This is a genomic window from Luteimonas sp. WGS1318 (assembly GCF_043187535.1).
In the GTDB taxonomy this organism is placed as follows: domain Bacteria; phylum Pseudomonadota; class Gammaproteobacteria; order Xanthomonadales; family Xanthomonadaceae; genus Luteimonas.
In genome coordinates, this window is sequence record NZ_CP171131.1 from 2916343 (window position 1) to 2938654 (window position 22312).

Consider the following 22312-nt stretch of genomic DNA (forward strand, 5'->3'; position numbering starts at 1 on the left):
GCCGGCCGAGGCCGTGTACATGGCGTTGCTCACCTTCGCGCTCGAGTGCGCGGGGCGGAAGGCGCGCACCGAGGGTTCGATCGCACCGTATCTGCCGATCGTGATGGAGCTGGGCTACCTGTGCCGCCTGTGCGGCATCGAGACACTTACGCTCACCGAGGCCCAAGCGGACGATGTAGGCATTCGCACGCAGCGTCGTAGGGGCAGCCGCGACAACATCGTGCGCTGCGTGGGACGCTGCCACCGCGTACCGCCGCGGGATCATTGAACGCACCACGCGCATCACGCCGCTACGTCCGGAAGATCGCTTGGTGATCCTCGCCGAGCATGGCGAGCCGCTCAAGAAGTCAGGCCTCGACAGCGCCTGGCAGCGCTTCATCCGACTGGCCATTGAGAAGGAGGTGATCACCGTCGATCAGCGCTTCGGCGTGCACGACCTCAAGCTCCGGGGCGGCATCGACACGCCCGACACGTTCGCCGAGAAGCAGCAGGCGCTCGGGCTCACCGAGCAGATGATGAAGACCTACGACAAGTCGGTGCCGGAAGTGGCGCCGTCAGCCTAGCTGCGCCGATCAGTAGAAGCGGACTCACCCTCATCTCGCTGCGTGAGTCCGATCGCTACTTCTAGGTCCCTGCCTCGGCTTCCTTCGCCTGATTGCCCGCGAAAAAAGGTACTTCCGGGACAGGGAGTGAAGCCCTCTTCAACGTGTCGTAGACGTGGTGCCGCCAGAACGGCCACACATTGTGTACAGAATTGAATTGAGCAAAAGCTGACACCTGTTCCTCAGGCATCGTTTGCAAAACCTCGTAATCAACAGCGAATGTTGACTCCAACGCGTACAGGACAATCGTCTCGTCTTCTTCGTCAGGACTGGCCTCAACCACCTGCTCAGTTGCGACTACAGCACTGCGAGGAACCACGCAACGGATGCCAAGCGTAACGAAGATTTTGAGGATCTCTATCTCTTTCCCGCTATCGTCCAGCATTCCCGCTAAGTCAGCACGAATGCCTCTCATAGACTGATAGCCAAGCTTCTGACCATCATCGATGATCGGATATGAGACAAATCGCGCGAGCTCACTTTCCCAGAGCGCGATGTCGCGTACCTTGAGGAACGCCGTGGGGTCAAAAGGCTTAACGGGTTGCATACTTCAATTCCGAGTGCGGCTCGTAGTGCCAATCCGCGTCGTTAGCCACAACGAGCGAACTTGGACGAAGCTTCATTCTTCCAATCTTGAAGACATTGCTGTCGGCACTTGAGACCACGCCCGCCCCAGCTGAAGACCACGCTTCGCGGACCGAAGCCACCGGCGCAGCTCCTCTGCCTACATACGCCCGCACCTCTGCGAAAGAGTCATACAGGCGCATCAACAGATCCATCGCTTTCGTGGGTAGGACTTCACCACGCTCATATTTCGAGAAAGCGTTAGCTCCGCCACCGAGAAGATCGGCAGCCTGTTCCTGCGTCAGACCATGCCGATCGCGGAACTCGGCGATCTGAGCGGTAGTCCACTTTCCGGTGGATGAAAGCGTCGCGTCCGCCACAGCACGCATGTTCGCCCGCGCCTGCTTTGATCCGACGGATTCTTCACCGCAGACGTCGCAGAGCGAGTACTCGATCCCGGCAACTAGGATTTGCTTACCGCCACTATAACGTAGCTCTTCACGCGAAGACGCGCGAAGAGTGCCTTTTTCACAAAAAGGGCACTTATTAGGCATCTTAGATTAAATCCTCATCATCCCTATTGAGGTCTTCGTCGTGAAACGAAGTCACCGCCAATTTTTCGATGCCCTCGTCAACATAGACGCGGAGCTTGATGTAGATCTTCTTACGGGAGGGCGGCAGTAGACCTTGAACGATGTATACGTCCCAAGAAAGTCCTGAGCTCTTGTACCGAAGCTTTCGATCGAACTCGACAGGCGATAACCATGCGATGACCTCTAGGCAACGATCGTAGTTGAAGCCAAGCAACTCAGCCCGGACCTCAGCATTCTTTGTGAACCTGCAGTGTTCACCATCTTTCGCAAGATCTTGGACGGTGCGCAGGTCATAGAGTGGAGTAGTTCGAGGCACAAATCAACCATCGTGGTTAGTTGTCGTTTGGGCATCGAGCTGCCCGCTTCCCTTCTTTTCCAAGCATCGCACGAGCGCGCGACTTTGAGCAGCCCAGCCGTTTACGGAGCTGATTACGGAGACGGCGCTCAGTAAGCTCGCAACTTATTGATTTTTATGGTGGGTCGTGATGGATTCGAACCATCGACCAGCGGATTAAAAGTCCGATGCTCTACCGACTGAGCTAACGACCCGAAACTGGACGGCCTGGGAATGCGACGGGCGCGTGGTGCGCCAGCGCGTCCACTAGGCCTGCGACGTGTCCGCCGCGGCCCGGGTCCGAAAAGCGGACCGCGAGGGGTTGGCATTGTAGCGATTTCGCGGTTTCGCGTCTCGCTGTGCGCCCACACCTGGGATGCGCGGGCGAAGCGACGTCGTACGGGTACGCATTCTTCGAAAGGACGCTGCGGCTATCGCGAAGACGCGGTGCGCTGTCTCAACCGAGCGCGCGGCCTCCGGCGTCAGCGGTCTTCGGCGGCCAGCGCCTCACGGCCGGTCTGCGTCAGATCGATGTCGCCGTCCTCGGCCAACGCGGCATAGCCGGCATGTACGGCCCAGTCGGTGTCGGTGTCGGAAATCGGCGTGGTGTGCTCGATGTCGCGCAGGATGCGCAGCTGGTCGTCGGTCAGGGCCATGTGGGGTTCTTCCGAAAAGGAGGCCCCACCCTAACGTCGCGGCGCGTGACGGCATCGTCGGGAGCAGGCGCTTTCGAGCCGGCCCAGCGACCCGAGGGCATCGCAGGCGCGTGCGTACACGCGTTGCGGATTCAGGCGTCGCGTGCCGCGACGTAGCGCGTCGGGTCGACGACGCCCGCAGCAGCGAAGCCGTCGGCACGCAGCCGGCAGGCGTCGCAATGGCCGCACGCGAGACCAGCGGCATCGGCGCGGTAGCAGGAGACGGTCAGGCCGAATTCAACGCCGAGGCGCACGCCCTCACGCACGATGTCGGCCTTGCCCATGTGCTGCAGCGGCGCGTGGATGCGGATGCCCGCGCCTTCGACACCGGCCTTGGTGGCCAGATTGGCGAGCCGCTCGAAGGCGTCGATGAACTCGGGCCGGCAGTCCGGATAGCCGGAATAGTCCACGGCGTTGACACCGCAGAAGATGTCGGCCGCACCGAGCACTTCGGCCCAGCCGAGCGCGAGCGACAGCATGATGGTGTTGCGGGCCGGCACGTAGGTCGACGGGATGCCGGTGCCGCCAGCCTCCGGCACCTCGATGTCGTCGGTCAGCGCCGAGCCACCGAACGCGCGCAGGTCGACGTCGACGGTCTTGTGCGCCGCCACTCCGAGCGCTGCCGCGACGCGGTCGGCAGCCAGCAGTTCCGAGGTGTGGCGCTGGCCGTAACGCACGCTCAGCGCATGCACGGCGAAGCCCTGTTCGCGGGCCATGGCGACGACGGCAGCGGAGTCCATGCCTCCGGACAACAGGACGACGGCTTTTTTCATCTGATTCGTGATTCGTGATTCGTGAAAACGCTAACGCATCAGGTGCCGGGATGCTGTGCTTTCGAATCCCGGATCACCGATTCCCGATCGCGGTGCTCAGCGACCGGGCTCGTCGTTCCACAGCAGCTTGTGCAGCTGCATCTGGAACTTCACCGGCAGGCGGTCGGCCACGATCCAGTCGGCGAGGTCACGTGCGGCGATCTCGCTCTTGCTCGGCGAGAACAGCACATCGCACAGGCGATGCAGCCCCTTCTCCAGCACCAGAGCTCGCGCCCAGTCGTAATCAGCGCGCGAGCAGATCACGAACTTGATCTGGTCATGCGCGGTCAGCAGCGCGAGGTTGTCCCAGAGATTGCGGTGGGCCTCGTTGGAACCCGGGGTCTTGATGTCCAGCACACGACTCACGCGCGGGTCGACGGCGGCGATGTCGATCGCGCCCGACGTCTCCAGCGAGACCTCGTAGCCGGCGTCGCACAGCCGCTGCAGCAGGCCGATGCAGCGCTTCTGCGCAAGCGGCTCACCGCCGGTGACGCAGACATGACGCACGCCATGTCGCGCGACCTCGGCGAGGATGTCGTCGATCGTCCACCAGTCGCCGCCGTGAAACGCATAGGCGGTATCGCAATAGGTGCAGCGCAGCGGGCAACCGGTCAGCCGGACGAAGACCGTCGGCCAGCCGGCATCGCGCGCCTCGCCCTGCAGCGAGAGGAAGACTTCGGTGAGCTTGAGACGGTCGGTCGCGGCGGATGCGGCGACCGCATCGGACACGACGGCGGTCATGGATCAGGCGGCGTCAGCGCAGCCGCGACAGCTGGATGGCGCGCAGCCGATCCGCGGCGGTGCGGGCCGCATCGGTGCCCGGATACTGGGACCCGACCTGGGCCAGCGTGGTCTCGGCCGCGTCCAGATCCCTCTGGCCGTATTGCGACAGGCCGATCTTCAACAACGCGCCGGGCGCCTTGTCGCTGGTCGGATAGCGCTGCAGCAGCGCGCGGAACTGTTCTTCCGCGAGCGGATAATTCTGGGTGACGTAATAGCTCTCGCCCAGCCAGTACAGCGCGTTGGGCGCGTAGCTGCCCTGCGGATGCTGGTCGAGGAAGCTCTGGAAGCGCTGCGCGGATTCGGCGTAATCGCCGTTGCGCAATGCGGCGAACGCCTGTTCGTACGCGGCGCGTTCGTCGGCGACACCGGCGATCAGGCCGGGCGTGCCGTGCACGGTCGGTGGACGCTCCGTCGGCGGCGCAGGACGGGGTGCGGATTCGACCGCACCTCGCCCGATCTCCGGAAGCTCCAGACCACCACCACCGCCACCACTTCCCGCGCCACCTTCGAGCCGATTGAGACGGCCGTCGATGTCGAGGTACTGACTGCGGTTGCTGGATTTCAGCTGCTCGTTCTGCTGCTGCAACTCCTCGACCTGGGAGCGCAGCGCCAGAAGTTCCTGACGCAGCTGATTGACCTGGTTGAGCAGGTCCATGTTGGCGCTGGTGTCGTTCGAGCGCGCTTCGAGCGCGGTCACGCGATCGGCGAGACTCGCCCGCTGCGCGAACGCGGGCGCGGCGGCCACGAGGGCCGCCGCGAACGCGACTGGAAGCACCAGCCAGTGACGCATCGACTGCATCAGCGGGCGGTGTAGATGATCTCGACGCGACGATTGCGAGCCCAGCAATCCTCGTTCGACTCGGTGCAGACCGCGCGCTCTTCGCCGTAGCTCACGACGGCCAGCTGGCCGGCCGAACCACCGTTGGCCTGCAGTGCCGAGGACACGCCGTTACCGCGGCGCTCGCCCAGGCCCTGGTTGTACTCGCGGCTGCCGCGCTCGTCGGCGTGACCTTCCAGCGAGATGCGGGCCGAGCTGCGGTCGCGCAGGTACTTGGCGTGGCAGGCCATGATCGACTGGAACTCCGGACGCAGGTTGTCCTGGTCCAGGTCGAAGTAGACCACGCGCTGACGCAGGCAGGCATCGCTGTCCAGATCATTGGGGCCATAAGCGCCTGCGGTCGGGGCGGTCGGGGCGACGGTGCCGGTCGACGGGCCGGTGTCGACCGGCGCTTCTTCCCTCACCTTCTTGGAACACGCGACGGCGGCGGTGCACAGCAGCGCTGCCAGCAACACACGGGTGGTCGTCTTCATCTCGTCGGTCCTTGGTCTTAGTCTGTCAACAGGGGGCAATGAGTATTGTTATAGGCACGTGCAGGCAGCGTCAGCGCTGTTCCCGGAACGGGCCCCATGCCGGCTCGCGGACGTCACCTTCAGCGAGAATGAGGCGCTGACGCACCCGGCCATCCGAAGACACCGAGTACAGCACACCTCTCCTCCCCTCACGCGCCGCGTAGAGGACCATGCCGGCGTTCGGGGCGAAACTCGGCGATTCGTCGAGCGACCCGGGCGACAGCGTGGACCAGCGGGGCGACCCCAAACTGCGATCCAGCAGTGCAATACGGTACACGTTGCCCGATCCCTGCGCCACGGCGATTTTCTTGCCGTCGTACGACACGGTGGGATCGGCGTTGTAGCTGCCCTCGAAGGTCACGCGTGTGGCGCTGCCGCCGCTGCTCGGAACCTGGTAGACCTGCGGACGCCCGCCGCGGTCGGAGATGAAATACACGCTGCCGCCGTCGGGCGCCCAGGAGGGCGAAGTATCGATGGCGAAATGGTTGGTGAGCTGGGTCAGGGCCTTGCTGCCGAGGTCCATCACGTAGATCTCGGGGTTGCCGCTGCGCGACAGCGACAGGGCCAGGCGCCGGCCATCGGGCGAGAACGCAGGCGCGCCGTTGATGCCACGGAAGCTCGAGACCAGTTCGCGGCCACCGCTGGAAATGTCCTGGATGTAGATCGCCGAATTACCGCGCTCGAAGCTGACGTAGGCGACCCGACGGCCATCCGGGCTCCAGGACGGCGACATCAGCGGCTCGTTGGAGCGGACCACGGTCTGCGGGTTGTGGCCGTCGGAATCGGCGACCACCAGCGCATACCGCGCGCTCGGGCCGACACCGGTCTGGGTGATGTAGGCGATCCGGGTCCAGAACGCGCCGCGCACGCCGGTGATCTTCTCGTAGATGGCGTCGGCCATCTGGTGGGCGACATCACGCATCGCATTCGGGCGCGCGGTCATCGCCAGACCGAGCACGCGCTCCTGCTTGGCGACGTCGAACAGCTCGTACTCGACCCGGTAGCTGCCGCCGCCGGCATCGACGACGCGCCCGACGACGAGGAAATCCTGGCGCAGCGCGCGCCAGGTCGGGTACTGGACCTCGCTGCCGCGCGTGGGGCGCTCGACGATGTCGCGCTCGGGCAGCGTGCGGAACTGGCCGGAGCGATCGAGGTCGGCGCGGATCACCGCGGCGATATCGGTGTCGGGCGCGCCGGCACTGCCCTGGTAGGGCATGGGTACGACCGCGATCGGCATCGCCTGCGCACTGCCGCCGGTGATGTCGATCTCCAGGCCCTGCTGCTGCGCGCTGGCGAGCATGGGCAGGCTCAGTGCGATCAGGGCCATCAGGCAACGGATCAGAATGGGTTTCATCGGTCTACCGGAATAGGAGGAGAGTGAACCCGGGCAGCTTGGCCGCTGGACCGGGGCGCAGGATGAATACCAGCGCAATCATTGCGCCGCAGAGGTGAACGTGATGGTGAGGCTGCGCGAGAACACCGGTTCGAAGCCGATGTAGGGGAGCGGCGCCGCGCGCTGCACGGCACGCACCAGCGATTGCCGCGCCGCCGCGTCGAAGGCGCAGTCCGGCATCACCTCCACCGCCGCCACCTCGCCGCCCGGCAGTTGCTCGATGGCGAGCCGACAGCCGGCGTCGGCCGCCAGACCGTCGGGCGCGATCCACACCCGCTGGATCGCATCGCGCACCGCCGCTCCGTAGCGCTGCTCGAGTGCGCCATCGGCATGCGCATGGAGCGGGACCAGCGCCGCGCCGGCGAGCATGGCGCCGGACCACACGGTCAGCGCGTGGCGTGCAGGCCGGTGCCGCGGAATCAATCCTGCGCCCGGAAATTGAAGTTGAGGCGGCGATTGAAGACCGATTCGAAGCCGGCATACGGCAGCGGCTCCGCGGCGCGCACGGCGGCCTCGACCGAGCGACGGCCCTGTGCGTCGTAGGGGCAGGACGGGTCGAACTCGACGCTCATCACTTCGCCGCCAGGCAACTGCATGATGTACATCCGGCAGACCTGCCCGAGCGGGATATTGTCGGGACGACGCCAGTTGCGCCGGACCGCCTCCTGGATCGCAGCCGCGTACTTCGCGGCCAGGCCGCTGTCGCCATCGGGACGTCCCGGCGGCGGGCTGGCGCTGGAGGCAGCCGCGGCCGCGCGCTCGGACGCCTGCCGGGCCTCGCGATCGGCGATCTGCTTCAGGCGCTCCTCGGCCTGGCGCGCCTGACGCTCGTTGCGCTCGCGCTCGGCGCGGATCTTTTCGAGCTCCTGACGGGCAAGGCGGCGCTTCTCCTCGGCCTCCTGCTGCTTCTGCTGCTCGGCGAGTTCGACCTGGGCCTGGCGACGCTTCTCTTCCTGTTCCTTCTCGCGCTGCTCGGCCGCGAGCGCATCGCGGCGCACGGCGGCCTGCGATTCGGTGTCGGGCTTGGGCACCACTTCCTGCAGCTGCGGCTGGCGCGGCGCGACGGCGTCTTCCGGACGCGGTTCCGGCAGGGGTTGCGGCGGCGACGGTACGGGCTCGTCGACCGGCTCGGGCAAGGGCCGGGGCGCGGGCTCGGGCACCGGTTCGGGCGTCGGCTCGGGCTCGGGCGCGGGATCGGGCAGCGGCTCGGGGCGGCTGGCGAGCGCACGCCGGTCGGCGGCACTGAGCGCGTTGGGATCGATGATGTCGGCCGAGACCGGGGAGCCGGCGGCCGATTCCGGACGCGACGCGGCATTCCACAGCGCGCCGAGCAGGATCAGCCCGAACAGCACCACGTGGACCAGAATCGAGAGTCCGATCGCGATCGTGTTGTCGGACGGCGACTCACGCATTCAGTTCGCACCCTCCGCGGGGCGGCTGATCAGGCTCACACGGGTGATGCCGGCCTCGTTGATGGAGTCGATGGCATTCATGATGAGCTGGTAGCTCGCCGCGCCGTCGCCGCCGACGAGGATCGTCGCGTCCGGGTTCTGGGTATGGATGCCGCGCAGGCGCACGACCAGCTCTTCTCTGCTGACCGACGTGTTCTGCTGCTCGACCATCAGCGCGAGCTGGCCGTCGGGGTACACGCTGACCACGACCGGGTCCTGCGGCGAGCCGAGCGACATCGCGCGCGAGTCCGGCAGGTTGATGTCGGTGCCCAGGTTCATCAGCGGCGTGGTGACCATGAAGATGATCAGCAGCACCAGCATCACGTCGATGTAGGGCACGACGTTGATTTCGTTCTTGAGCTTGCGCCGCTTGGCGCGGCGAAGGGAGATCGACGACATGGCGGAATCCGGGTACGTGGACGGTCCAGCGGCGCGGAGGCGCGCCGCCGGGGTTCAGTCGGTGCCGCTCTGGCGCTCGAGGATCGAGGAGAACTCGTCGGAGAAGGCCTCGTAGCGCGACGCGACGCGCTCGACCTTGGTCGCGAACCGGTTGTAGGCCCAGACCGCGGGAATCGCGGCGAACAGGCCCATGGCGGTCGCGATCAGTGCCTCGGAGATGCCTGGCGCCACGGTGGCGATCGTCGCCTCCTTGACGTTGGCCAGCCCGTGGAACGAGATCATGATGCCCCACACGGTGCCGAGCAGGCCGACGTAGGGCGCGATCGAACCGACGTTGGCGAGGTATTCGAGATTGCGCTCTAGTCCGTCGAGTTCACGCGAGCCGGCCACCCGCATGCCGCGTTGGGCACCTTCGAGCTGGGTGCGACTGTCGATGCCGCGCCGCTGGCGCTGACGCGAGTATTCGCGGTAGCCGGCCTCGAAGATGGCTTCGAGACCTTCGATCTCACGGCTGCGCTCGGTGGCCGAGGCGTAGAGCTTGCCGACCTCGGCGCCGGACCAGAACCGCTCCTCGAAGCGATCGGCCTCCTTCTCGGCGCGATCGAGCATGCGCTTCTTGCGGAAGATGATCACCCACGACGAGATCGACGCGAACAGCAGCAGCAGCATCACCAGCTGCACCGGGATCGAGGCGTGCAGGAGCAGCTCGAGAATGCTCAGATCGTTGGGCAGCGGCGCGGTCGCGGCCGCAGCGGCGCTGGTCGAGGCGAGATCGGTCGCTGCCGCCGCCGACTCTTCGGGCAGGGCCTGCACCTGGGCGGCGGATTGCAACAGCACGGGCATTGGGCTCATCCAGGATTACTCCGCTGACGTTTCGAGTGACTTGAGTTGGGCAAACAGCGCATCGGGAATCGCCTGCGGCCTGAAATCGGCCGCCGACAATGCCGCCACGCGCACCTCGGCGTCGACCAGCAGGTCGCCGTCGCGGCGGATCTCCTGGACGAACACCGCGCTCGCACGCCGGCATTCGCGCAACACGACACCGACCTGCAGCGCGTCGTCCAGCCGGGCGGGCGCGCGGAAATCGATCCGCATCGCACGCACCGCGAACACCGTGCCGTGCAGATCACGCAGTGTGGCCTGGCCGTGACCGTGGGCACGTAACCACTCGCTGCGTGCGCGCTCCATGAAAGCCACGTACTGCGCGTGGTAGACGACGCCACCAGCGTCGGTATCTTCCCAGTACACGCGTGTCGGCCAACTGAATAGCCGCGAACTATCGGGACGGCAATCGGGCTCGCTCAACATGCGCTCCTGGAGGGTCGGGCTCGTACCGGGCTGGCATGCCCGGACGCGGGTATTAGAACAGGCTGCCCGGCACCACCGCGTCCGGCGCGCGACGCGGCTCCAGCCCGAGATGGCGCCAGGCCTTGGTCGTCGCCATGCGCCCGCGCGCGGTGCGCACGAGATAGCCCTGCTGGATCAGGTAGGGCTCGATCACATCCTCGAGCGTGCCCCGCTCCTCGCTGAGCGCGGCCGCCATCGACTCGACGCCGACCGGGCCGCCGTCGAAGTTCTCGATGATCAGGTGCAGCAGGCGGCGGTCGAGATCGTCGAAGCCTTCGGGATCGACCTTGAGCATCTGCATCGCGGCGTTGGCGACATCGCGGTCGATGCGGCCGCCGGCGCGGACCTGCGCGTAGTCGCGCACGCGGCGCAGCAGGCGATTGGCGATGCGCGGGGTGCCGCGCGAACGCCGGGCGATTTCCGATGCGCCGTCGCCCTCGCAGGACAGACCGAGGATCTGCGCCGAGCGGCGCACGATCCGCGTGAGCTCTTCGGTGCTGTAGAACTCCAGCCGCTGCACGATGCCGAAGCGGTCGCGCAGCGGTGCGGTCAGCAGGCCCGCGCGCGTGGTCGCACCGATCAAAGTGAAGGGCGGCAGGTCGATCTTGATCGAACGCGCCGCGGGGCCCTCGCCGATCATGATGTCGAGCTGGAAGTCTTCCATTGCCGGATACAGCACTTCCTCCACGACCGGCGACAGGCGGTGGATCTCGTCGATGAACAGCACGTCGTGCGGCTGCAGGTTGGTCAGCAGCGCGGCGAGGTCGCCGGCCTTTTCGATCACCGGGCCCGAGGTCACGCGCAGCGCGACGCCGAGCTCGTTGGCGATCACGTGGCTCAGCGTGGTCTTGCCGAGGCCCGGCGGCCCGAAGATCAGCACGTGGTCGAGCGCCTCGCGGCGCTGCTTCGCGGCCTCGATGAAGATCGACATCTGCTCGCGGACCGGCAACTGGCCGAGGTATTCGTCCAGCCGCTGCGGCCGGATGCTCGCCTCGATGGCGTCGTCCTCGCGCGTGGCGTCACCGGCGATGATGCGGTCTTCGGTCATGGGCGCATGATCGCATGCCACGGCGGCGGCGATGACCTGTGGACGCGCCCTCGGGCGCGGTGCGGGTGTTCCGGCATGCGTCGCGCCCGGGGGGCGCGCCTATCGCCGACGTCAGTCCCGCATCGCGTCCGCGGCCAGCGCGAAGCTGTACCGGCGCGCGTCGTGGTCGAAAATGTTGGCGGTCAGCATCAGCTCGTCGGGCCGATGACGGGCGACGAACGCGGCGATGCCGTCCCGGACGTCATCCGGATCGCCGACCACCGAACAGGCCAGCGACTGCGCGACCATCGCCTTCTCGGCCGGGGTCCAGAACGCCTCGATGTCGTCGATCGGCGGCGGGATCAGGCCGGGCGCGCCGCGGCGCAGGCGCACGAAACTCTGCTGTTGGGTGGTGAACAGCCGTTGCGCTTCGGCGCGCGTGTCGGCCGCGACGACGTTGAGCACCAGCATCGCGTGTGGCTGGCGCAGGTGCTTCGAGGGCCTGAAGTCGCGGTGATAGAGCGCCAGCGCCTCCGACATCGCCGCCGGCGCAAAGTGCGAGGCGAATGCATACGGCAGGCCAAGTGTGGCCGCGAGGCCGGCGCCGAACAGGCTGGAGCCGAGGATCCACACCGGCACGTCGAGCCCCGCGCCGGGCACGGCCTGCACCGGCTGCCCGGGCTGGGCAGGCTCGAAATAGCGCAGCAGTTCCATCACGTCCGAAGGAAACGCATCGGCGCCGGCGTAGTAGCGGCGCAACGCCTTGGTGGTCGCCTGGTCCGTGCCCGGCGCGCGCCCTAGGCCCAGATCGATGCGCCCCGGATACAGCGACGCCAGCGTGCCGAACTGCTCGGCCACCTGCAGCGGCGCGTGGTTGGGCAGCATCACCCCGCCCGAGCCCACGCGGATCGTCGAGGTGCCCCCGGCGATGTAGCCGATCAGCACGGCCGTCGCCGCGCTGGCGATGCCCGGCATGTTGTGGTGCTCGGCCAGCCAGTAGCGGCTGTAGCCCAGCGCCTCGGCATGCTGCGCGAGGTCGAGCGAACGCTTGAAGGACTCGGCCGGCGTGCTGCCCTCGGTGACGGGCGCGAGGTCGAGGACGGAATACGGAATCTTGGGGGAATGGATAGCCATGCCTGTCAGATGGGGACGGCCAATGCGAAACCCATGCCGCGCCGCCCGCGCAGCCCAGGCGCGACGCCGACCGCGGTTCATGCGCCGGCACACCACTGGATGCGCGGGTCGAATCAGGCGCGTCGGCTCAGCCGGCGGCCACTACCCGGTTGCGGCCGCCGGCCTTGGCGAGGTACAGCCGGCGGTCGGCCTCGGCCAGCAGGCAATGCAGGTCGTCCGTGCCCGCCGCCGTGCGCACGCCGATGCTGACGGTCATGCGCAGCACGCCGCCCGGCGTATGCACGTCGAGGTCCTCGATCCGCTGGCGCAGGGCATCGAAATACGCGCCCAGCGCTTCGTCATCGAGATCCGGTACCAGCAGGCAGAATTCCTCGCCGCCGAAGCGCGCGACGTGGTCCTGCGGCCGCGCGTGGGCCGACAGCGCCGCCGCGATCCCGCGCAGCGCGTGATCCCCCGCCTCGTGCCCCCAGCTGTCGTTGATGCGCTTGAAGTGGTCGATGTCCAGGATCGCCATCGCCAGTGGACGCGTCGCCGCCTGCATCTGCGGCACCAGGCGCTCGGCCTGTTCCAGAAAGTGGCGCCGGTTGGGCAGTCCGGTGAGGAAGTCACGCGTGGCGAGGTCCTGCAGGCTGCCGATCAGTTCCAGCTGGTCGACGTTCTGCGACACCCGGCAGAAGAACTCCTCGCGCGAGTAAGGCTTGCGCAGGAAATCGTTGGCGCCGCTCTTGAGGAAGCGCGCGACGAGATCGGCATCATCGCGGCCGGAGACCCCGATCACCGCGACCCGGTCGCGCGCACGCAGCGCGCGCACCCGCCGGGTCAGCTCGACGCCCTGCATGCCCGGCATCTCCTGGTCCACCATCGCCAGGCGGATCGTCGGGTCCCGTTCCAGCGCGTGCAGCGCGGCGGCACCGTCGGCGGCCTGCACGACGCGGTACCCATAGGTTTCCAGCAGGCCGGCGGTGTGCAGACGGGCGGAGGCCGAATCGTCGACCACCAGCGCGGAAATGCGCCGGTTGCGCTCCAGCCGCTTCACCAGCCAGACGATGTAGTCGAGGCTGCCCGGCGTGCTCTTGAGCACGAAGTCGATGACCCGTCGCCGCAGCATGCGGTCGCGCAGCACCTCGTCGTAGACCCCGGTCACCACGACCGTGGGCAGGCCGCGCTCGAGGAAACAGTCGACCACGGTGTCGCGCTGTCCGTCGGCCAGCACCAGGCCGGTCAGCGCGAGGAACCAGTCGTCGTGTTGATCGAGCAGGGCCCGGGCCTCGGCCAGCGTCGACGCCACCATGACCGGCAGCTCGAGCTGCTGTTCGATCGCCCCCGCCACCGCCTGCACGTAGGCACGCGAGTTCTCCACCAGCAGCACGCGCTGCGGCAGGGGTGAACTGGCGACGATGGGCTGGAGCACGGTCATGCTGCGCTGTTCGAAGGCATCGAACCCAATTAGCGGCGGCGTGGCCCGGGACTTGAATCGCCCACGGGCGCGCCCGGCCTGCGCACGGTCGCGCGCTGGGCACGTGCAGCGGGCCGGCCCCGTGCGAGAATCCCGCGCTTCCCGCCCAGGAGCCGCGCGTTGTCGCGCACCGGTATCCAGCATCCCGCCCGCATCGTCCCGCTGGCGTTCCTTGTCGTGATCTGCCTCGGCACGGCCTTGCTGATGCTGCCGGGCGCGCGCGCCGGCGACGGCTCGGCGCCGTTCATGACCGCGCTGTTCACGTCGACGTCGGCGGTCTGCGTGACCGGGCTGATCGTCGAGGACACGCCGCTGTACTGGTCGACCTTCGGCCAGTGGGTGATTCTGGGCCTGTTCCAGGTCGGCGGGTTCGGCATCATGACCGGCGCCACCCTGCTCGGCCTGATGGTCGCCGGACGCCTGGGCCTGCGCACGCGCCTGATCGCCCAGGCCGAGACCCACAGCCTCGGGCTGGGCGATGTGACCGGGGTGCTGAAGCTGGTGCTGATCACCACGGTCTGCGTCGAGGCGCTGACCGCGGCCGCGCTGGCGCTGCGCCTGCATCACGGCTACGGCGAGCCGATGGCGACGGCGCTGTGGAACGGGCTCTTCCACTCGGTCTCGGCGTTCAACAACGCCGGCTTCTCCACCTATTCGGACAGCCTGATGGGCTTCGTCGCCGACCCCTGGATCCTCGGGCCGGTCATGCTCGCGATCGTGCTCGGCGGCCTTGGATTCCCGGTGCTGTACGAACTGCGTCAGCGTCCGCTGGCGTGGGCGCGCTGGTCGATCCACACCCGCATCACCCTGCTCGGCACCGCGGTGCTCATCGTCGGCGGCATGCTGATGATCGCGCTGTTCGAATGGCGCAACCCCGGCACCGCCGGGCCGCTCGACGGCGCCGGACGAACGCTGGCGATGCTGTTCCACTCGGTGACCGCACGCACGGCCGGCTTCAACACGCTCGATGTCGGCGCCATGCGCAGCGAGACACTGGCCGTGCACTACGTCCTGATGTTCATCGGCGGCGGCAGCGCTGGCACCGCGGGTGGCATCAAGCTGACGACGTTCTTCCTGCTCGGGTTCGTGGTCTGGGCGGAAATCCGCGGCCATCGCGACACCACGGTGTTCCAGCGCCGGATCAGCCACGAGACCCAGCGCCAGGCGCTGACCATCGTGCTGCTGGCGGTGACCGTGCTGGCCGTCGCGACCCTGGCACTGATGGCGCTGACCGCGCTGCCGCTGGAGGTGGTGATGTTCGAGGCGATCTCGGCCTTCGCCACCGTCGGCCTGTCCACCGGCATCACCGGCACGCTGTCCGAACCGGCGCAGGGTGTGCTGATCGCCCTGATGTTCATCGGCCGCGTGGGTACGATCACGGTGGCGACCGCGCTGGCCCTGCATACCCGCCCCAGACCTTTCCGTTATCCAGAGGAGCGCCCCATCGTTGGCTAGACATCCTTCCGCCAACAGCGTCGTCGTGCTCGGCCTGGGCCGCTTCGGCATGGCCGTCGCCGGCTCGCTGGTCCGTCTCGGCCACGACGTGCTCGGCGTCGACGAGAACCCCGACACCGTCCAGCGCTGCGCCGATGCCTTCACCCACGTCGCCCAGGCCGACGGCACCAGCACCGAGGCCCTGCGCGCGCTGGGCGTCGCGGAGTTCCAGCGCGCGGTCGTCGGCATCGGCAGCGACATCGAGGCCAGCGTGCTGACCGTGCTGGCGCTCGAGGAACTCGGCGTGCCCGACATCTGGGCCAAGGCGACCAGCGTCAAGCACGGGCGCATCCTCGAACGCACCGGCGCGCACCACGTGGTGTATCCCGAAGCGGCGATGGGCGAGCGGGTCGCGCACCTGGTCACCGGCCGGATGATCGACTTCATCGAGTTCGACGACGGCTTCGCCATCGTCAAGACCCGCGCGCCGCGCGAGGCGCACGGCAAGACGCTCAGCGAATCGGCGCTGCGCACGCGCTACGGCATCACCGTCGTCGGCCTGAAGCGCGGCCGCGCCGACTTCACCTACGCGCGTGCCGACACCATCGTCGAGGCCGGCGACATCCTGATCGTCTCGGGTGCGACGAATCTGGTGGAGCGGTTCGCGGCGCTGGCCTGAGTCCGCCCGGCCGGCCGGTCAACGCCCGCCCGTCTCGTGGCCGATGAAGCGCAGGCCGACGCCGGGCTCGGTGACGATGTAACGCGGCGCCGCGGCGTCGTCGCCGAGCTTGTGCCGCAGCTTGCCGACGAGGATGCGCAGGTAATGGGCGTCCTCGACGTGGGTCGGCCCCCAGATCTCGCGCAGCAGTTGCGACTGGGTGACCACCCGCCCGGGCTGGCGCACCAGCTGGGTCAGCAGCGCGAACTCCTTGCGGCTCAGCGCCAGCGGCGCGCCGTCCAGGGTCACCGCATGCGCGGCCAGATCCACGCACAGCCGGCCGTCGTCGTACACCGGGGCCCCGGCCGCGGGCGCGGCGCGCAGGCAGACCCGGATCCGCGCCATCAGCTCTTCGATGCCGAACGGCTTGGTCATGTAATCGTTGGCGCCGGCATCGAGCAGCGCGACCTTGCCGGTCTCGTCCGCGCGCACGGTCAGCACGATCACCGGCACCGCGGACCAGCCGCGCAGTTCGGCCAGCACCTCGCGCCCGTCGAGATCCGGCAGCCCGAGATCCAGCACCACCAGGTCCGCGCCGCGGCTCGCCAGCAGCGCCAGCCCCTCGGTGCCGGTGGCGGCGAGCAGGGTCCGGTAGCCCTGGGCCCGCAGGCTGATGTCGACGAACTTGCGGATCTGCGGCTCGTCGTCGATGACCAGGACCGTCGCGCCTGCGGTCATGGCGGCGTCGCTCCGACGGCGCCGCGATCCCACAGCGGCAGCTCGATGCGCACCACGGTGCCCATGCCGTCCGGCCCCGGCACGGCCTCCACTGCGCCCATGTGCGCGCCGACGATGCCCTGGACGATGGCCAGCCCCAGCCCCGTGCCCTGGCGCCCGCGGTCGCCGCGCTCGACGCTGTAGAACATGTCGAAGATGCGTCGGCGCTCGTCCTCGGGAATGCCCGGGCCGGCATCGGCGATGTCGATGCGCATGCGCGCCTCGTCGATGCGCCGGGCGTGGACGCGCACCGGCGTGGCCGGCGGCGAGAACTTGGCGGCGTTTTCCATGACGTTGAAGATCGCCTGTTCGACCAGCGCTGGATGCACGTACAGCGCCGGCAGGTCCGGATCGATGCGGGTCTCGATCCGCGCTTCGGGCATGTAGCGCTGCAGCCGCCGCGCGGCCGAACCCACCAGTTCGTCCGCGCCGATCCAGTCACGCGCGAGCGTCAGCCCGCCCGGCTGGCCAAGCCGTGTCATGTCGAGCAGGTTCTGGATGTAGCGGTCCAGCCGTTCGCCTTCCAGACGGATCGTGTCCAGCAGCGTGCGCCGGTCGTCGGCGGGCATCGCGGCGCCATAGCGCTGCAGGCTGTCGGCCGCGCCGATCATCGACGACAGCGGCGAGCGCAGATCGTGCGAGACCGACGACAGCAGGGCCGAGCGCAGACGTTCGGTCTCGCTGCTCACCCGCGCCGTCTCGAGCTCGGCCACGAGACCCGCGCGCAGCGCGGCCTGGGCGATGTCCTCGACCATCGCCTCGGCCAGGCGCCGCTGCTCGAACGGCAGATGCGCGACCTCGCGCCCGAAGCGCAGGCCGACCACGCCCAGCGTGCCGCGCTCGGTCAGCACCGGCAGGAACCACCAGTCCGACGCGGCCAGCGTGTCGGTGAACCGCCCGCAGGGCTGGCCGTGCCGCTCGCACCAGTCCGCCGCGGCCAGTGCCTTGTCGTCGAGCGCGACCGGGCGGTTGGCCGGCCCGATGCCGCCGTCGAGGCGCATCCACACCTCCGCGCCGAGCGTGTCGCGCAGCACCGACGCGCCGTAGGCGATGACCTCGCCCAGATCGGCCGCGCTCGACAAGGCGCGTCCCAGGTGTTGCAGCGCCGTCGCATGCCCGTTGGCCGCGCGCAGGGCCAGCACCTGCATGCGCTGGCGCGAGGCCAGACGCCCGACGACCAGCGCCGCGACCAGGAACAGCACCACGGTGACCACGCCGCGATGGGCCGCGATGAAGAACGTGTGCCGCGGCTCGATGAAGAAGAAGTTGTAGGCCAGGAAACACAGCACCGCCGCGATCACCGCCGTGGCCATGCGCGTGCGCGAGGCGAGCAGCAGCACCGCCACCAGGAACACCATCGACACGTCCTGCAGGCCGAGCAGGCGCTCGCCGAGCGCGGCGGCAGCCGTGGCCCCGGCCGCGGCCAGGACCGCCAGCACCGGCTCCCGGCCGCCACGCCCCAGCGCGACCATCTCCGGCAGCCGGCGCGCGCGTTGCCGCGCCTGCGGCGTGGCGACGATCGTCAGTTCGTAGCGCGCGCCGCGCTGCAGCAGCTGCTGGGTCAGGGTGCGATTGACGATGCGCGCCAACGGGCGCTCGCGGGTGCGTCCCAGCACGATGGCCCGCGCGCCGCGCGCGGCGGCGGCATCCAGCAAGGCCTGCACGACGTCGCTGCCGTGCAGCGTCTCGCTGCCGCCGCCCAGCCGCCGCGCCAGCGCGAACGCGCGATCGAGCTCGAGCTGGCGCGCCTGTTCGGCCGGACGTCGCCGATCGGCCGCGACGGCAGCGCGGCCGGTCTCCACGGTCACCGCCGACCACGGCGCCCCGCGCCGTTCGGCGATGCGTGCCGCCGCGCGCACCAGATATTCCGACGCGCCGCGGCCGTCGATCGCGACCAGCACATGGCGCTGCAATGCGAGGCCGTCGAGACCACGCGCCGCCCGGGTCTCGCGCAGGTCCGCGTCGACATGATCGGCCACCGTCTGCATCGCCAGCTCGCGCAGCGCGGTGAGGTTGGCCGGCGAGAAGAACGCCTGCAGCGCCTGCGTGGCCTGGTCGGGCAGATAGACCTTGCCCGCGCCCAGCCGCTCGATCAGTTCGCGCGCCGGCAGGTCGACCAGACGGATGTCGCGCAGGCGCTCGAGCAGCGCATCGGGCACCGTCTCGCGCACGCGCACGCCGGTGATCTGGTGGACGATGTCGTTGAGGCTTTCCAGATGCTGGACGTTGACCGTGGTGTAGACGTCGATCCCGGCATCGAGCAGTTCCTCCACGTCCTGCCAGCGGCGCTCGTGACGGCTGCCGGGCACGTTGCGGTGGGCGAGCTCGTCGACCAGCGCGATCGCCGGCCGGCGCGCGAGCAGCGCGTCGAGATCCATGTCCTCCAGCGTCCGGCCCTGGTAGGCGGTCTGCCGGCGCGGCAGCACCGGCAGCCCCTCGACCAGGGCCTGGGTCTCGCCGCGCCCGTGGGTTTCGACGATGCCGATCACCACGTCCAGACCTTGCCGCTGCAGCTCGCGGGCACGGGTGAGCATGGCGTAGGTCTTGCCCACGCCGGGCGCCGCGCCCAAGAACACCGTCAGCCGGCCGGCCGAGGCGCGCCGAAGCCCGCCCATCAGCGCATCCGCTTTGTCCGTCTGCTCAGCCGTCATGTCGGTCCGGTGCGAGGCCCTGCTGCGTGTCTGCAGACCGGGGCGGAATCGAAGCGCGAATTAGAGCATTCCGCTCGACGGTCCCGTGAGGCCTGCGCAGACGCCGCGTGCGCGACGCACGCCGCAGGGATCGGCGCAGCGGCCATCGACCGGGTCACCGGCCGGGCATCGCATCGCCCCGCCCGGCCTGCAGGGCATCGAGCGCGAGGTTCAGGCGCAGCACGTTGACGCGCGGCTGGCCCAGCACGCCGAACTGGCGTGGTTCGACATGGGCCTCGACTTCGGCGCGGACGATGGCGGCGTCGAGCCCGCGCGCCGCCGCCACGCGGTCGATCTGGATGGCCGCCGCCGCCGGACTGATGTGCGGATCGATACCGCCGCCCGACTGGGTGACCAGATCGCCGGGGACCGCGTCGGGCGACACGCGCTCACGCCGGGCGACCGCGGCGCGTGCCGCGTCGATGCGTGCGCGCAACGCCGGATTGGAACGCGCCTCGTTGCTGCCCGACACGGCCATCGCGTCGTAGTCCGCGGCCGACGGCCGGGGCTGGACATAGCCTTCGGCCGCGAACGGCTGGGCCACCAGCGACGAGCCGAGCACCCGGCCCTCGCGCTCGAGCAGGCTGCCGTTGGCACCGTCCGCGAACAGCAGCTGGCCAAGCCCGACACCCAGCATCGGGTACACGAAACCGAAGCCCGCCATCGCCAGCAGCGCAAGGCCCAGCGCGCCGCGCAGCAGGCCGCTGTCGTCGATCGGGCCGGAGGCGCGTGCGGGGTCGATCGGGGAAGTCGTCATCACAGAGTCCTCAGACATGGAACATCGCCGCCAGGGCGAGATCGATGAGCTTGATCGCGGCGAACGGCAGCAGCACGCCGCCGACGCCGTAGACCAGCATGTTGGTGCGCAGCAGCTGCGTGGCGCCCGACGGCACGAAGCGTACCCCGCGCAGCGCCAGCGGGATCAGCAGCGGGATGATCGCGGCGTTGAAGATCAACGCCGACAGCACCGCGCTGGTCGGGCTCGCCAGCCCCATCACATTCAACGCCGCCATCGACGGGATCGCTGCCGCGAACAGCGCCGGCAGGATCGCGAAGTACTTGGAGACATCGTTGGCCAGCGAGAACGTCGTCAGCGCCCCCCGGGTGATCAGCTGCTGCTTGCCGATCTCCACCACCGCCAGCAGCTTGGCCGGATCCGAATCCAGATCGACCATGTTGCCGGCCTCCTTGGCGGCCTGGGTGCCGGAGTTCATCGCCAGGCCGATGTCGGCCTGGGCGAGCGCGGGTGCGTCGTTGGTGCCGTCGCCGACCATCGCCACCAGCCGGCCGTCGGCCTGCTCGGCGCGGATGCGCGCGAGCTTGTCCTCGGGCCGCGCCTCGGCGATGTAGTCGTCGACGCCGGCCTCGGCCGCGATCGCCGCGGCGGTCAGCGGGTTGTCGCCGGTGATCATCACCGTGCGGATGCCCATCGCACGCATCTGCGCGAATTTCTCGCGGATGCCGTGCTTGATGACGTCCGAGAGCTCGATGACGCCGAGCACATGCGCGCCCTCGCTGACCACCAGCGGCGTGGCGCCCTTGCGCGCGACGGTGTCCACGCGGGCATCGAGCTCGGCGGTGTAGTGGCCGCCGCGCGCGGCCACGTGCGCGGCGATCGCATCCCGTGCGCCCTTGCGGATCACCCGCCCGCCCGCGAGGTCGACGCCCGACATCCGGGTCTGGGCCGAGAACGCGACGAAGCGGGCCGCGTCGGGGTCCTGCGGCGCGGCGCCCTGCTCGCGCGCCAGGCGCACGATGGACTTGCCCTCTGGAGTCGGATCGGCCAGCGAGGCGAGCATCGACGCATCGCGCAACCGGGCCGGGTCCACCCCGGCCAGCGCATGGAACGCGGTGGCCTGGCGGTCGCCGTGGGTGATCGTGCCGGTCTTGTCGAGCAGCAGCACGTCGATATCGCCCGCCACTTCCACCGCCTTGCCGGATTTCGCCAGCACGTTGGCCTTCAGCGCGCGGTTCATGCCCGCGATGCCGATCGCCGGCAGCAGGCCGCCGATGGTCGTCGGGATCAGACAGACCAGCAGCGCGACCAGCAGCACCGGATTGATCGCCACGCCGACGGCGCCGGCGATGAACGGCAGCGTGGCCACGACGATCGCGAAGGTCAGCGTCATCGCCACCAGCAGGACGCCCAGCGCGATCTCGTTGGGCGTCTTCTGCCGGCTCGAGCCTTCGACCAGCGCGATCATCCGGTCGAGGAAGCTGTGCCCGGGCTCCACGCTGATGCGCACGACGATCCGGTCCGACAGCACCTTGGTGCCGCCGATCACGCCCGAGCGGTCGGTCCCGGCCTCACGCAGCACCGGCGCCGATTCACCGGTGACCGCCGCCTCGTTGATCGTGGCCAGGCCTTCGACGATCTCGCCGTCCGCGGGCACCAGTTGCCCTGCGTCGACGACCACGCGGTCGCCCGGCCGCAGCTCGGCCGCCGGCACCGTGGTCTCGCCGCCATCGGGCTGCAGCCGGCGCGCCATCAGGTCCTTGCGCGCCCGCCGCAGCGACGCCGCCTGGCCCCGCCCGCGCGACTCGGCGATGGCCTCGGCGAAGGTGCCGAACAGCACGGTCAGCAGCAGGACGCCGGTGACCGTCCAGCCGAAGCCGGGCGTGGCGAGGCCCGCCAGCGTGGCGCCGGCGGTGACCAGCGTCCCCAGCCACACCAGCGCCATGACCGGATTGCGGACGATGTGCTGGGGCGCCAGCTTGACCACGGCGTCGGCCAGCACGGGCAGCAGCCCGGCCCGCGCTTCGCCGTTGCCGGCGCGCGCGCTCTGATTGGAAGTGCTCATTTGGATGTCGTC

At 68.8% G+C, this 22312-nt stretch carries 25 protein-coding genes and 1 tRNA gene; 4 read left to right on the top strand and 22 right to left on the bottom strand.

Annotation, left to right across the window (positions count from 1 at the left end):
* Nucleotides 1–19 precede the first annotated feature (19 nt).
* Complete coding sequence (locus ACF3M1_RS13250; RefSeq protein WP_394001378.1) at nt 20–268, top strand: hypothetical protein; 249 nt, start codon at nt 20–22, stop codon at nt 266–268.
* Nucleotides 269–308: 40 nt separating this feature from the next.
* Complete coding sequence (locus ACF3M1_RS13255; RefSeq protein ID WP_394001380.1) at nt 309–563, top strand: hypothetical protein; 255 nt, start codon at nt 309–311, stop codon at nt 561–563.
* A 61-nt stretch (nt 564–624) separates the two neighbouring features.
* On the opposite strand, the gene ACF3M1_RS13260 is transcribed toward ACF3M1_RS13255, so the two are convergent.
* The 18 genes from ACF3M1_RS13260 to ACF3M1_RS13345 all read right to left on the bottom strand — a co-directional run bounded on the left by ACF3M1_RS13260 (nt 625) and on the right by ACF3M1_RS13345 (nt 13901).
* On the bottom strand, nt 625–1149 hold the full coding sequence (locus tag ACF3M1_RS13260) for a hypothetical protein (RefSeq protein WP_394001382.1): 525 nt from the start codon (nt 1147–1149) through the stop codon (nt 625–627).
* A complete protein-coding gene (locus ACF3M1_RS13265; protein ID WP_394001383.1) occupies nt 1136–1720 on the bottom strand; it encodes a type II toxin-antitoxin system MqsA family antitoxin in 585 nt (194 codons plus the stop codon). Before ACF3M1_RS13265 ends, ACF3M1_RS13260 begins: the two co-directional genes overlap by 14 nt.
* Nucleotide 1721: 1 nt before the next feature.
* Nucleotides 1722–2075: a type II toxin-antitoxin system MqsR family toxin gene (locus ACF3M1_RS13270; protein ID WP_394001385.1), complete on the bottom strand. Its 354-nt coding sequence runs from the start codon at nt 2073–2075 to the stop codon at nt 1722–1724.
* 157 nt (nt 2076–2232) lie between these two features.
* Nucleotides 2233–2308, bottom strand: a tRNA-Lys gene (locus ACF3M1_RS13275).
* 267 nt (nt 2309–2575) lie between these two features.
* On the bottom strand, nt 2576–2749 hold the full coding sequence (locus ACF3M1_RS13280; protein WP_394001387.1) for a hypothetical protein: 174 nt from the start codon (nt 2747–2749) through the stop codon (nt 2576–2578).
* A 131-nt stretch (nt 2750–2880) separates the two neighbouring features.
* Complete coding sequence (gene queC, locus ACF3M1_RS13285) at nt 2881–3561, bottom strand: 7-cyano-7-deazaguanine synthase QueC (RefSeq protein ID WP_394001389.1); 681 nt, start codon at nt 3559–3561, stop codon at nt 2881–2883.
* A 96-nt stretch (nt 3562–3657) separates the two neighbouring features.
* Entirely contained in the window at nt 3658–4341 is a 684-nt protein-coding gene (queE, locus tag ACF3M1_RS13290) for a 7-carboxy-7-deazaguanine synthase QueE (protein ID WP_394001391.1), read from the bottom strand.
* Nucleotides 4342–4354: 13 nt separating this feature from the next.
* On the bottom strand, nt 4355–5173 hold the full coding sequence (gene ybgF, locus ACF3M1_RS13295; RefSeq protein ID WP_394005275.1) for a tol-pal system protein YbgF: 819 nt from the start codon (nt 5171–5173) through the stop codon (nt 4355–4357).
* 8 nt (nt 5174–5181) lie between these two features.
* Nucleotides 5182–5694, bottom strand: coding sequence for a peptidoglycan-associated lipoprotein Pal (gene pal, locus ACF3M1_RS13300; RefSeq protein ID WP_394001392.1), 513 nt, complete (start codon nt 5692–5694; stop codon nt 5182–5184).
* Between the two features lie 70 nt (nt 5695–5764).
* Nucleotides 5765–7087 (bottom strand): Tol-Pal system beta propeller repeat protein TolB, encoded by a 1323-nt coding sequence (gene tolB, locus ACF3M1_RS13305; protein WP_394001394.1) that lies wholly within the window; start codon nt 7085–7087, stop codon nt 5765–5767.
* Between the two features lie 78 nt (nt 7088–7165).
* Nucleotides 7166–7495 carry a hypothetical protein gene (locus ACF3M1_RS13310; protein WP_394001396.1) on the bottom strand — a complete coding sequence of 110 codons (330 nt, stop codon included), beginning with the start codon at nt 7493–7495 and terminating at the stop codon, nt 7166–7168.
* 50 nt (nt 7496–7545) lie between these two features.
* Nucleotides 7546–8538, bottom strand: coding sequence for a cell envelope integrity protein TolA (locus tag ACF3M1_RS13315; RefSeq protein ID WP_394001397.1), 993 nt, complete (start codon nt 8536–8538; stop codon nt 7546–7548).
* A complete protein-coding gene (locus ACF3M1_RS13320; RefSeq protein WP_394001399.1) occupies nt 8539–8976 on the bottom strand; it encodes an ExbD/TolR family protein in 438 nt (145 codons plus the stop codon).
* 54 nt (nt 8977–9030) lie between these two features.
* Complete coding sequence (gene tolQ, locus ACF3M1_RS13325; protein ID WP_394005276.1) at nt 9031–9819, bottom strand: protein TolQ; 789 nt, start codon at nt 9817–9819, stop codon at nt 9031–9033.
* A 15-nt stretch (nt 9820–9834) separates the two neighbouring features.
* Complete coding sequence (gene ybgC, locus ACF3M1_RS13330) at nt 9835–10284, bottom strand: tol-pal system-associated acyl-CoA thioesterase (RefSeq protein ID WP_394001401.1); 450 nt, start codon at nt 10282–10284, stop codon at nt 9835–9837.
* Between the two features lie 52 nt (nt 10285–10336).
* The gene (gene ruvB / locus ACF3M1_RS13335; protein WP_394001403.1) at nt 10337–11371 is read right to left on the bottom strand and encodes a Holliday junction branch migration DNA helicase RuvB; all 1035 of its coding nucleotides are present in this window, start codon (nt 11369–11371) and stop codon (nt 10337–10339) included.
* A 111-nt stretch (nt 11372–11482) separates the two neighbouring features.
* Nucleotides 11483–12484, bottom strand: coding sequence for an LLM class flavin-dependent oxidoreductase (locus tag ACF3M1_RS13340; RefSeq protein WP_394001405.1), 1002 nt, complete (start codon nt 12482–12484; stop codon nt 11483–11485).
* 127 nt (nt 12485–12611) lie between these two features.
* Nucleotides 12612–13901: a diguanylate cyclase gene (locus tag ACF3M1_RS13345; protein WP_394001407.1), complete on the bottom strand. Its 1290-nt coding sequence runs from the start codon at nt 13899–13901 to the stop codon at nt 12612–12614.
* A 159-nt stretch (nt 13902–14060) separates the two neighbouring features.
* On the opposite strand from ACF3M1_RS13345, the gene ACF3M1_RS13350 reads away from it, so the two are divergent.
* Nucleotides 14061–15395, top strand: a complete 1335-nt coding sequence (locus ACF3M1_RS13350) for a TrkH family potassium uptake protein (protein WP_394001409.1) — start codon at nt 14061–14063, stop codon at nt 15393–15395.
* Complete coding sequence (locus tag ACF3M1_RS13355) at nt 15388–16053, top strand: potassium channel family protein (protein ID WP_394001411.1); 666 nt, start codon at nt 15388–15390, stop codon at nt 16051–16053. Before ACF3M1_RS13350 ends, ACF3M1_RS13355 begins: the two co-directional genes overlap by 8 nt.
* Nucleotides 16054–16071: 18 nt before the next feature.
* On the opposite strand, the gene ACF3M1_RS13360 is transcribed toward ACF3M1_RS13355, so the two are convergent.
* From ACF3M1_RS13360 to kdpB, 4 genes are all read right to left on the bottom strand, one after another.
* The gene (locus ACF3M1_RS13360; protein WP_394001413.1) at nt 16072–16770 is read right to left on the bottom strand and encodes a response regulator; all 699 of its coding nucleotides are present in this window, start codon (nt 16768–16770) and stop codon (nt 16072–16074) included.
* Nucleotides 16767–19460, bottom strand: coding sequence for an ATP-binding protein (locus tag ACF3M1_RS13365; RefSeq protein WP_394001415.1), 2694 nt, complete (start codon nt 19458–19460; stop codon nt 16767–16769). The genes ACF3M1_RS13360 and ACF3M1_RS13365 overlap by 4 nt, the downstream gene beginning before the upstream one ends.
* Nucleotides 19461–19614: 154 nt before the next feature.
* On the bottom strand, nt 19615–20256 hold the full coding sequence (kdpC, locus tag ACF3M1_RS13370; RefSeq protein WP_394001417.1) for a potassium-transporting ATPase subunit KdpC: 642 nt from the start codon (nt 20254–20256) through the stop codon (nt 19615–19617).
* 10 nt (nt 20257–20266) lie between these two features.
* A complete protein-coding gene (gene kdpB, locus ACF3M1_RS13375; protein WP_394001419.1) occupies nt 20267–22300 on the bottom strand; it encodes a potassium-transporting ATPase subunit KdpB in 2034 nt (677 codons plus the stop codon).
* Nucleotides 22301–22312: the final 12 nt, after the last annotated feature.

What these genes read in the sequence shown, in the direction of transcription:
- ACF3M1_RS13250 (WP_394001378.1), top strand. Translation starts at nt 20, where the DNA reads ATGGCGTTGCTCACCTTCGCGCTCGAGTGCGCGGGGCGGAAGGCGCGC.
- ACF3M1_RS13260 (WP_394001382.1), bottom strand. Translation starts at nt 1,149, where the DNA reads ATGCAACCCGTTAAGCCTTTTGACCCCACGGCGTTCCTCAAGGTACGC.
- ACF3M1_RS13265 (WP_394001383.1), bottom strand. Translation starts at nt 1,720, where the DNA reads ATGCCTAATAAGTGCCCTTTTTGTGAAAAAGGCACTCTTCGCGCGTCT.
- ACF3M1_RS13280 (WP_394001387.1), bottom strand. Translation starts at nt 2,749, where the DNA reads ATGGCCCTGACCGACGACCAGCTGCGCATCCTGCGCGACATCGAGCAC.
- queC (WP_394001389.1), bottom strand. Translation starts at nt 3,561, where the DNA reads ATGAAAAAAGCCGTCGTCCTGTTGTCCGGAGGCATGGACTCCGCTGCC.
- queE (WP_394001391.1), bottom strand. Translation starts at nt 4,341, where the DNA reads ATGACCGCCGTCGTGTCCGATGCGGTCGCCGCATCCGCCGCGACCGAC.
- ybgF (WP_394005275.1), bottom strand. Translation starts at nt 5,173, where the DNA reads ATGCGTCACTGGCTGGTGCTTCCAGTCGCGTTCGCGGCGGCCCTCGTG.
- pal (WP_394001392.1), bottom strand. Translation starts at nt 5,694, where the DNA reads ATGAAGACGACCACCCGTGTGTTGCTGGCAGCGCTGCTGTGCACCGCC.
- tolB (WP_394001394.1), bottom strand. Translation starts at nt 7,087, where the DNA reads ATGAAACCCATTCTGATCCGTTGCCTGATGGCCCTGATCGCACTGAGC.
- ACF3M1_RS13310 (WP_394001396.1), bottom strand. Translation starts at nt 7,495, where the DNA reads ATGCTCGCCGGCGCGGCGCTGGTCCCGCTCCATGCGCATGCCGATGGC.
- ACF3M1_RS13315 (WP_394001397.1), bottom strand. Translation starts at nt 8,538, where the DNA reads ATGCGTGAGTCGCCGTCCGACAACACGATCGCGATCGGACTCTCGATT.
- ACF3M1_RS13320 (WP_394001399.1), bottom strand. Translation starts at nt 8,976, where the DNA reads ATGTCGTCGATCTCCCTTCGCCGCGCCAAGCGGCGCAAGCTCAAGAAC.
- tolQ (WP_394005276.1), bottom strand. Translation starts at nt 9,819, where the DNA reads ATGCCCGTGCTGTTGCAATCCGCCGCCCAGGTGCAGGCCCTGCCCGAA.
- ybgC (WP_394001401.1), bottom strand. Translation starts at nt 10,284, where the DNA reads ATGTTGAGCGAGCCCGATTGCCGTCCCGATAGTTCGCGGCTATTCAGT.
- ruvB (WP_394001403.1), bottom strand. Translation starts at nt 11,371, where the DNA reads ATGACCGAAGACCGCATCATCGCCGGTGACGCCACGCGCGAGGACGAC.
- ACF3M1_RS13340 (WP_394001405.1), bottom strand. Translation starts at nt 12,484, where the DNA reads ATGGCTATCCATTCCCCCAAGATTCCGTATTCCGTCCTCGACCTCGCG.
- ACF3M1_RS13345 (WP_394001407.1), bottom strand. Translation starts at nt 13,901, where the DNA reads ATGACCGTGCTCCAGCCCATCGTCGCCAGTTCACCCCTGCCGCAGCGC.
- ACF3M1_RS13360 (WP_394001413.1), bottom strand. Translation starts at nt 16,770, where the DNA reads ATGACCGCAGGCGCGACGGTCCTGGTCATCGACGACGAGCCGCAGATC.
- ACF3M1_RS13365 (WP_394001415.1), bottom strand. Translation starts at nt 19,460, where the DNA reads ATGACGGCTGAGCAGACGGACAAAGCGGATGCGCTGATGGGCGGGCTT.
- kdpC (WP_394001417.1), bottom strand. Translation starts at nt 20,256, where the DNA reads ATGACGACTTCCCCGATCGACCCCGCACGCGCCTCCGGCCCGATCGAC.
- kdpB (WP_394001419.1), bottom strand. Translation starts at nt 22,300, where the DNA reads ATGAGCACTTCCAATCAGAGCGCGCGCGCCGGCAACGGCGAAGCGCGG.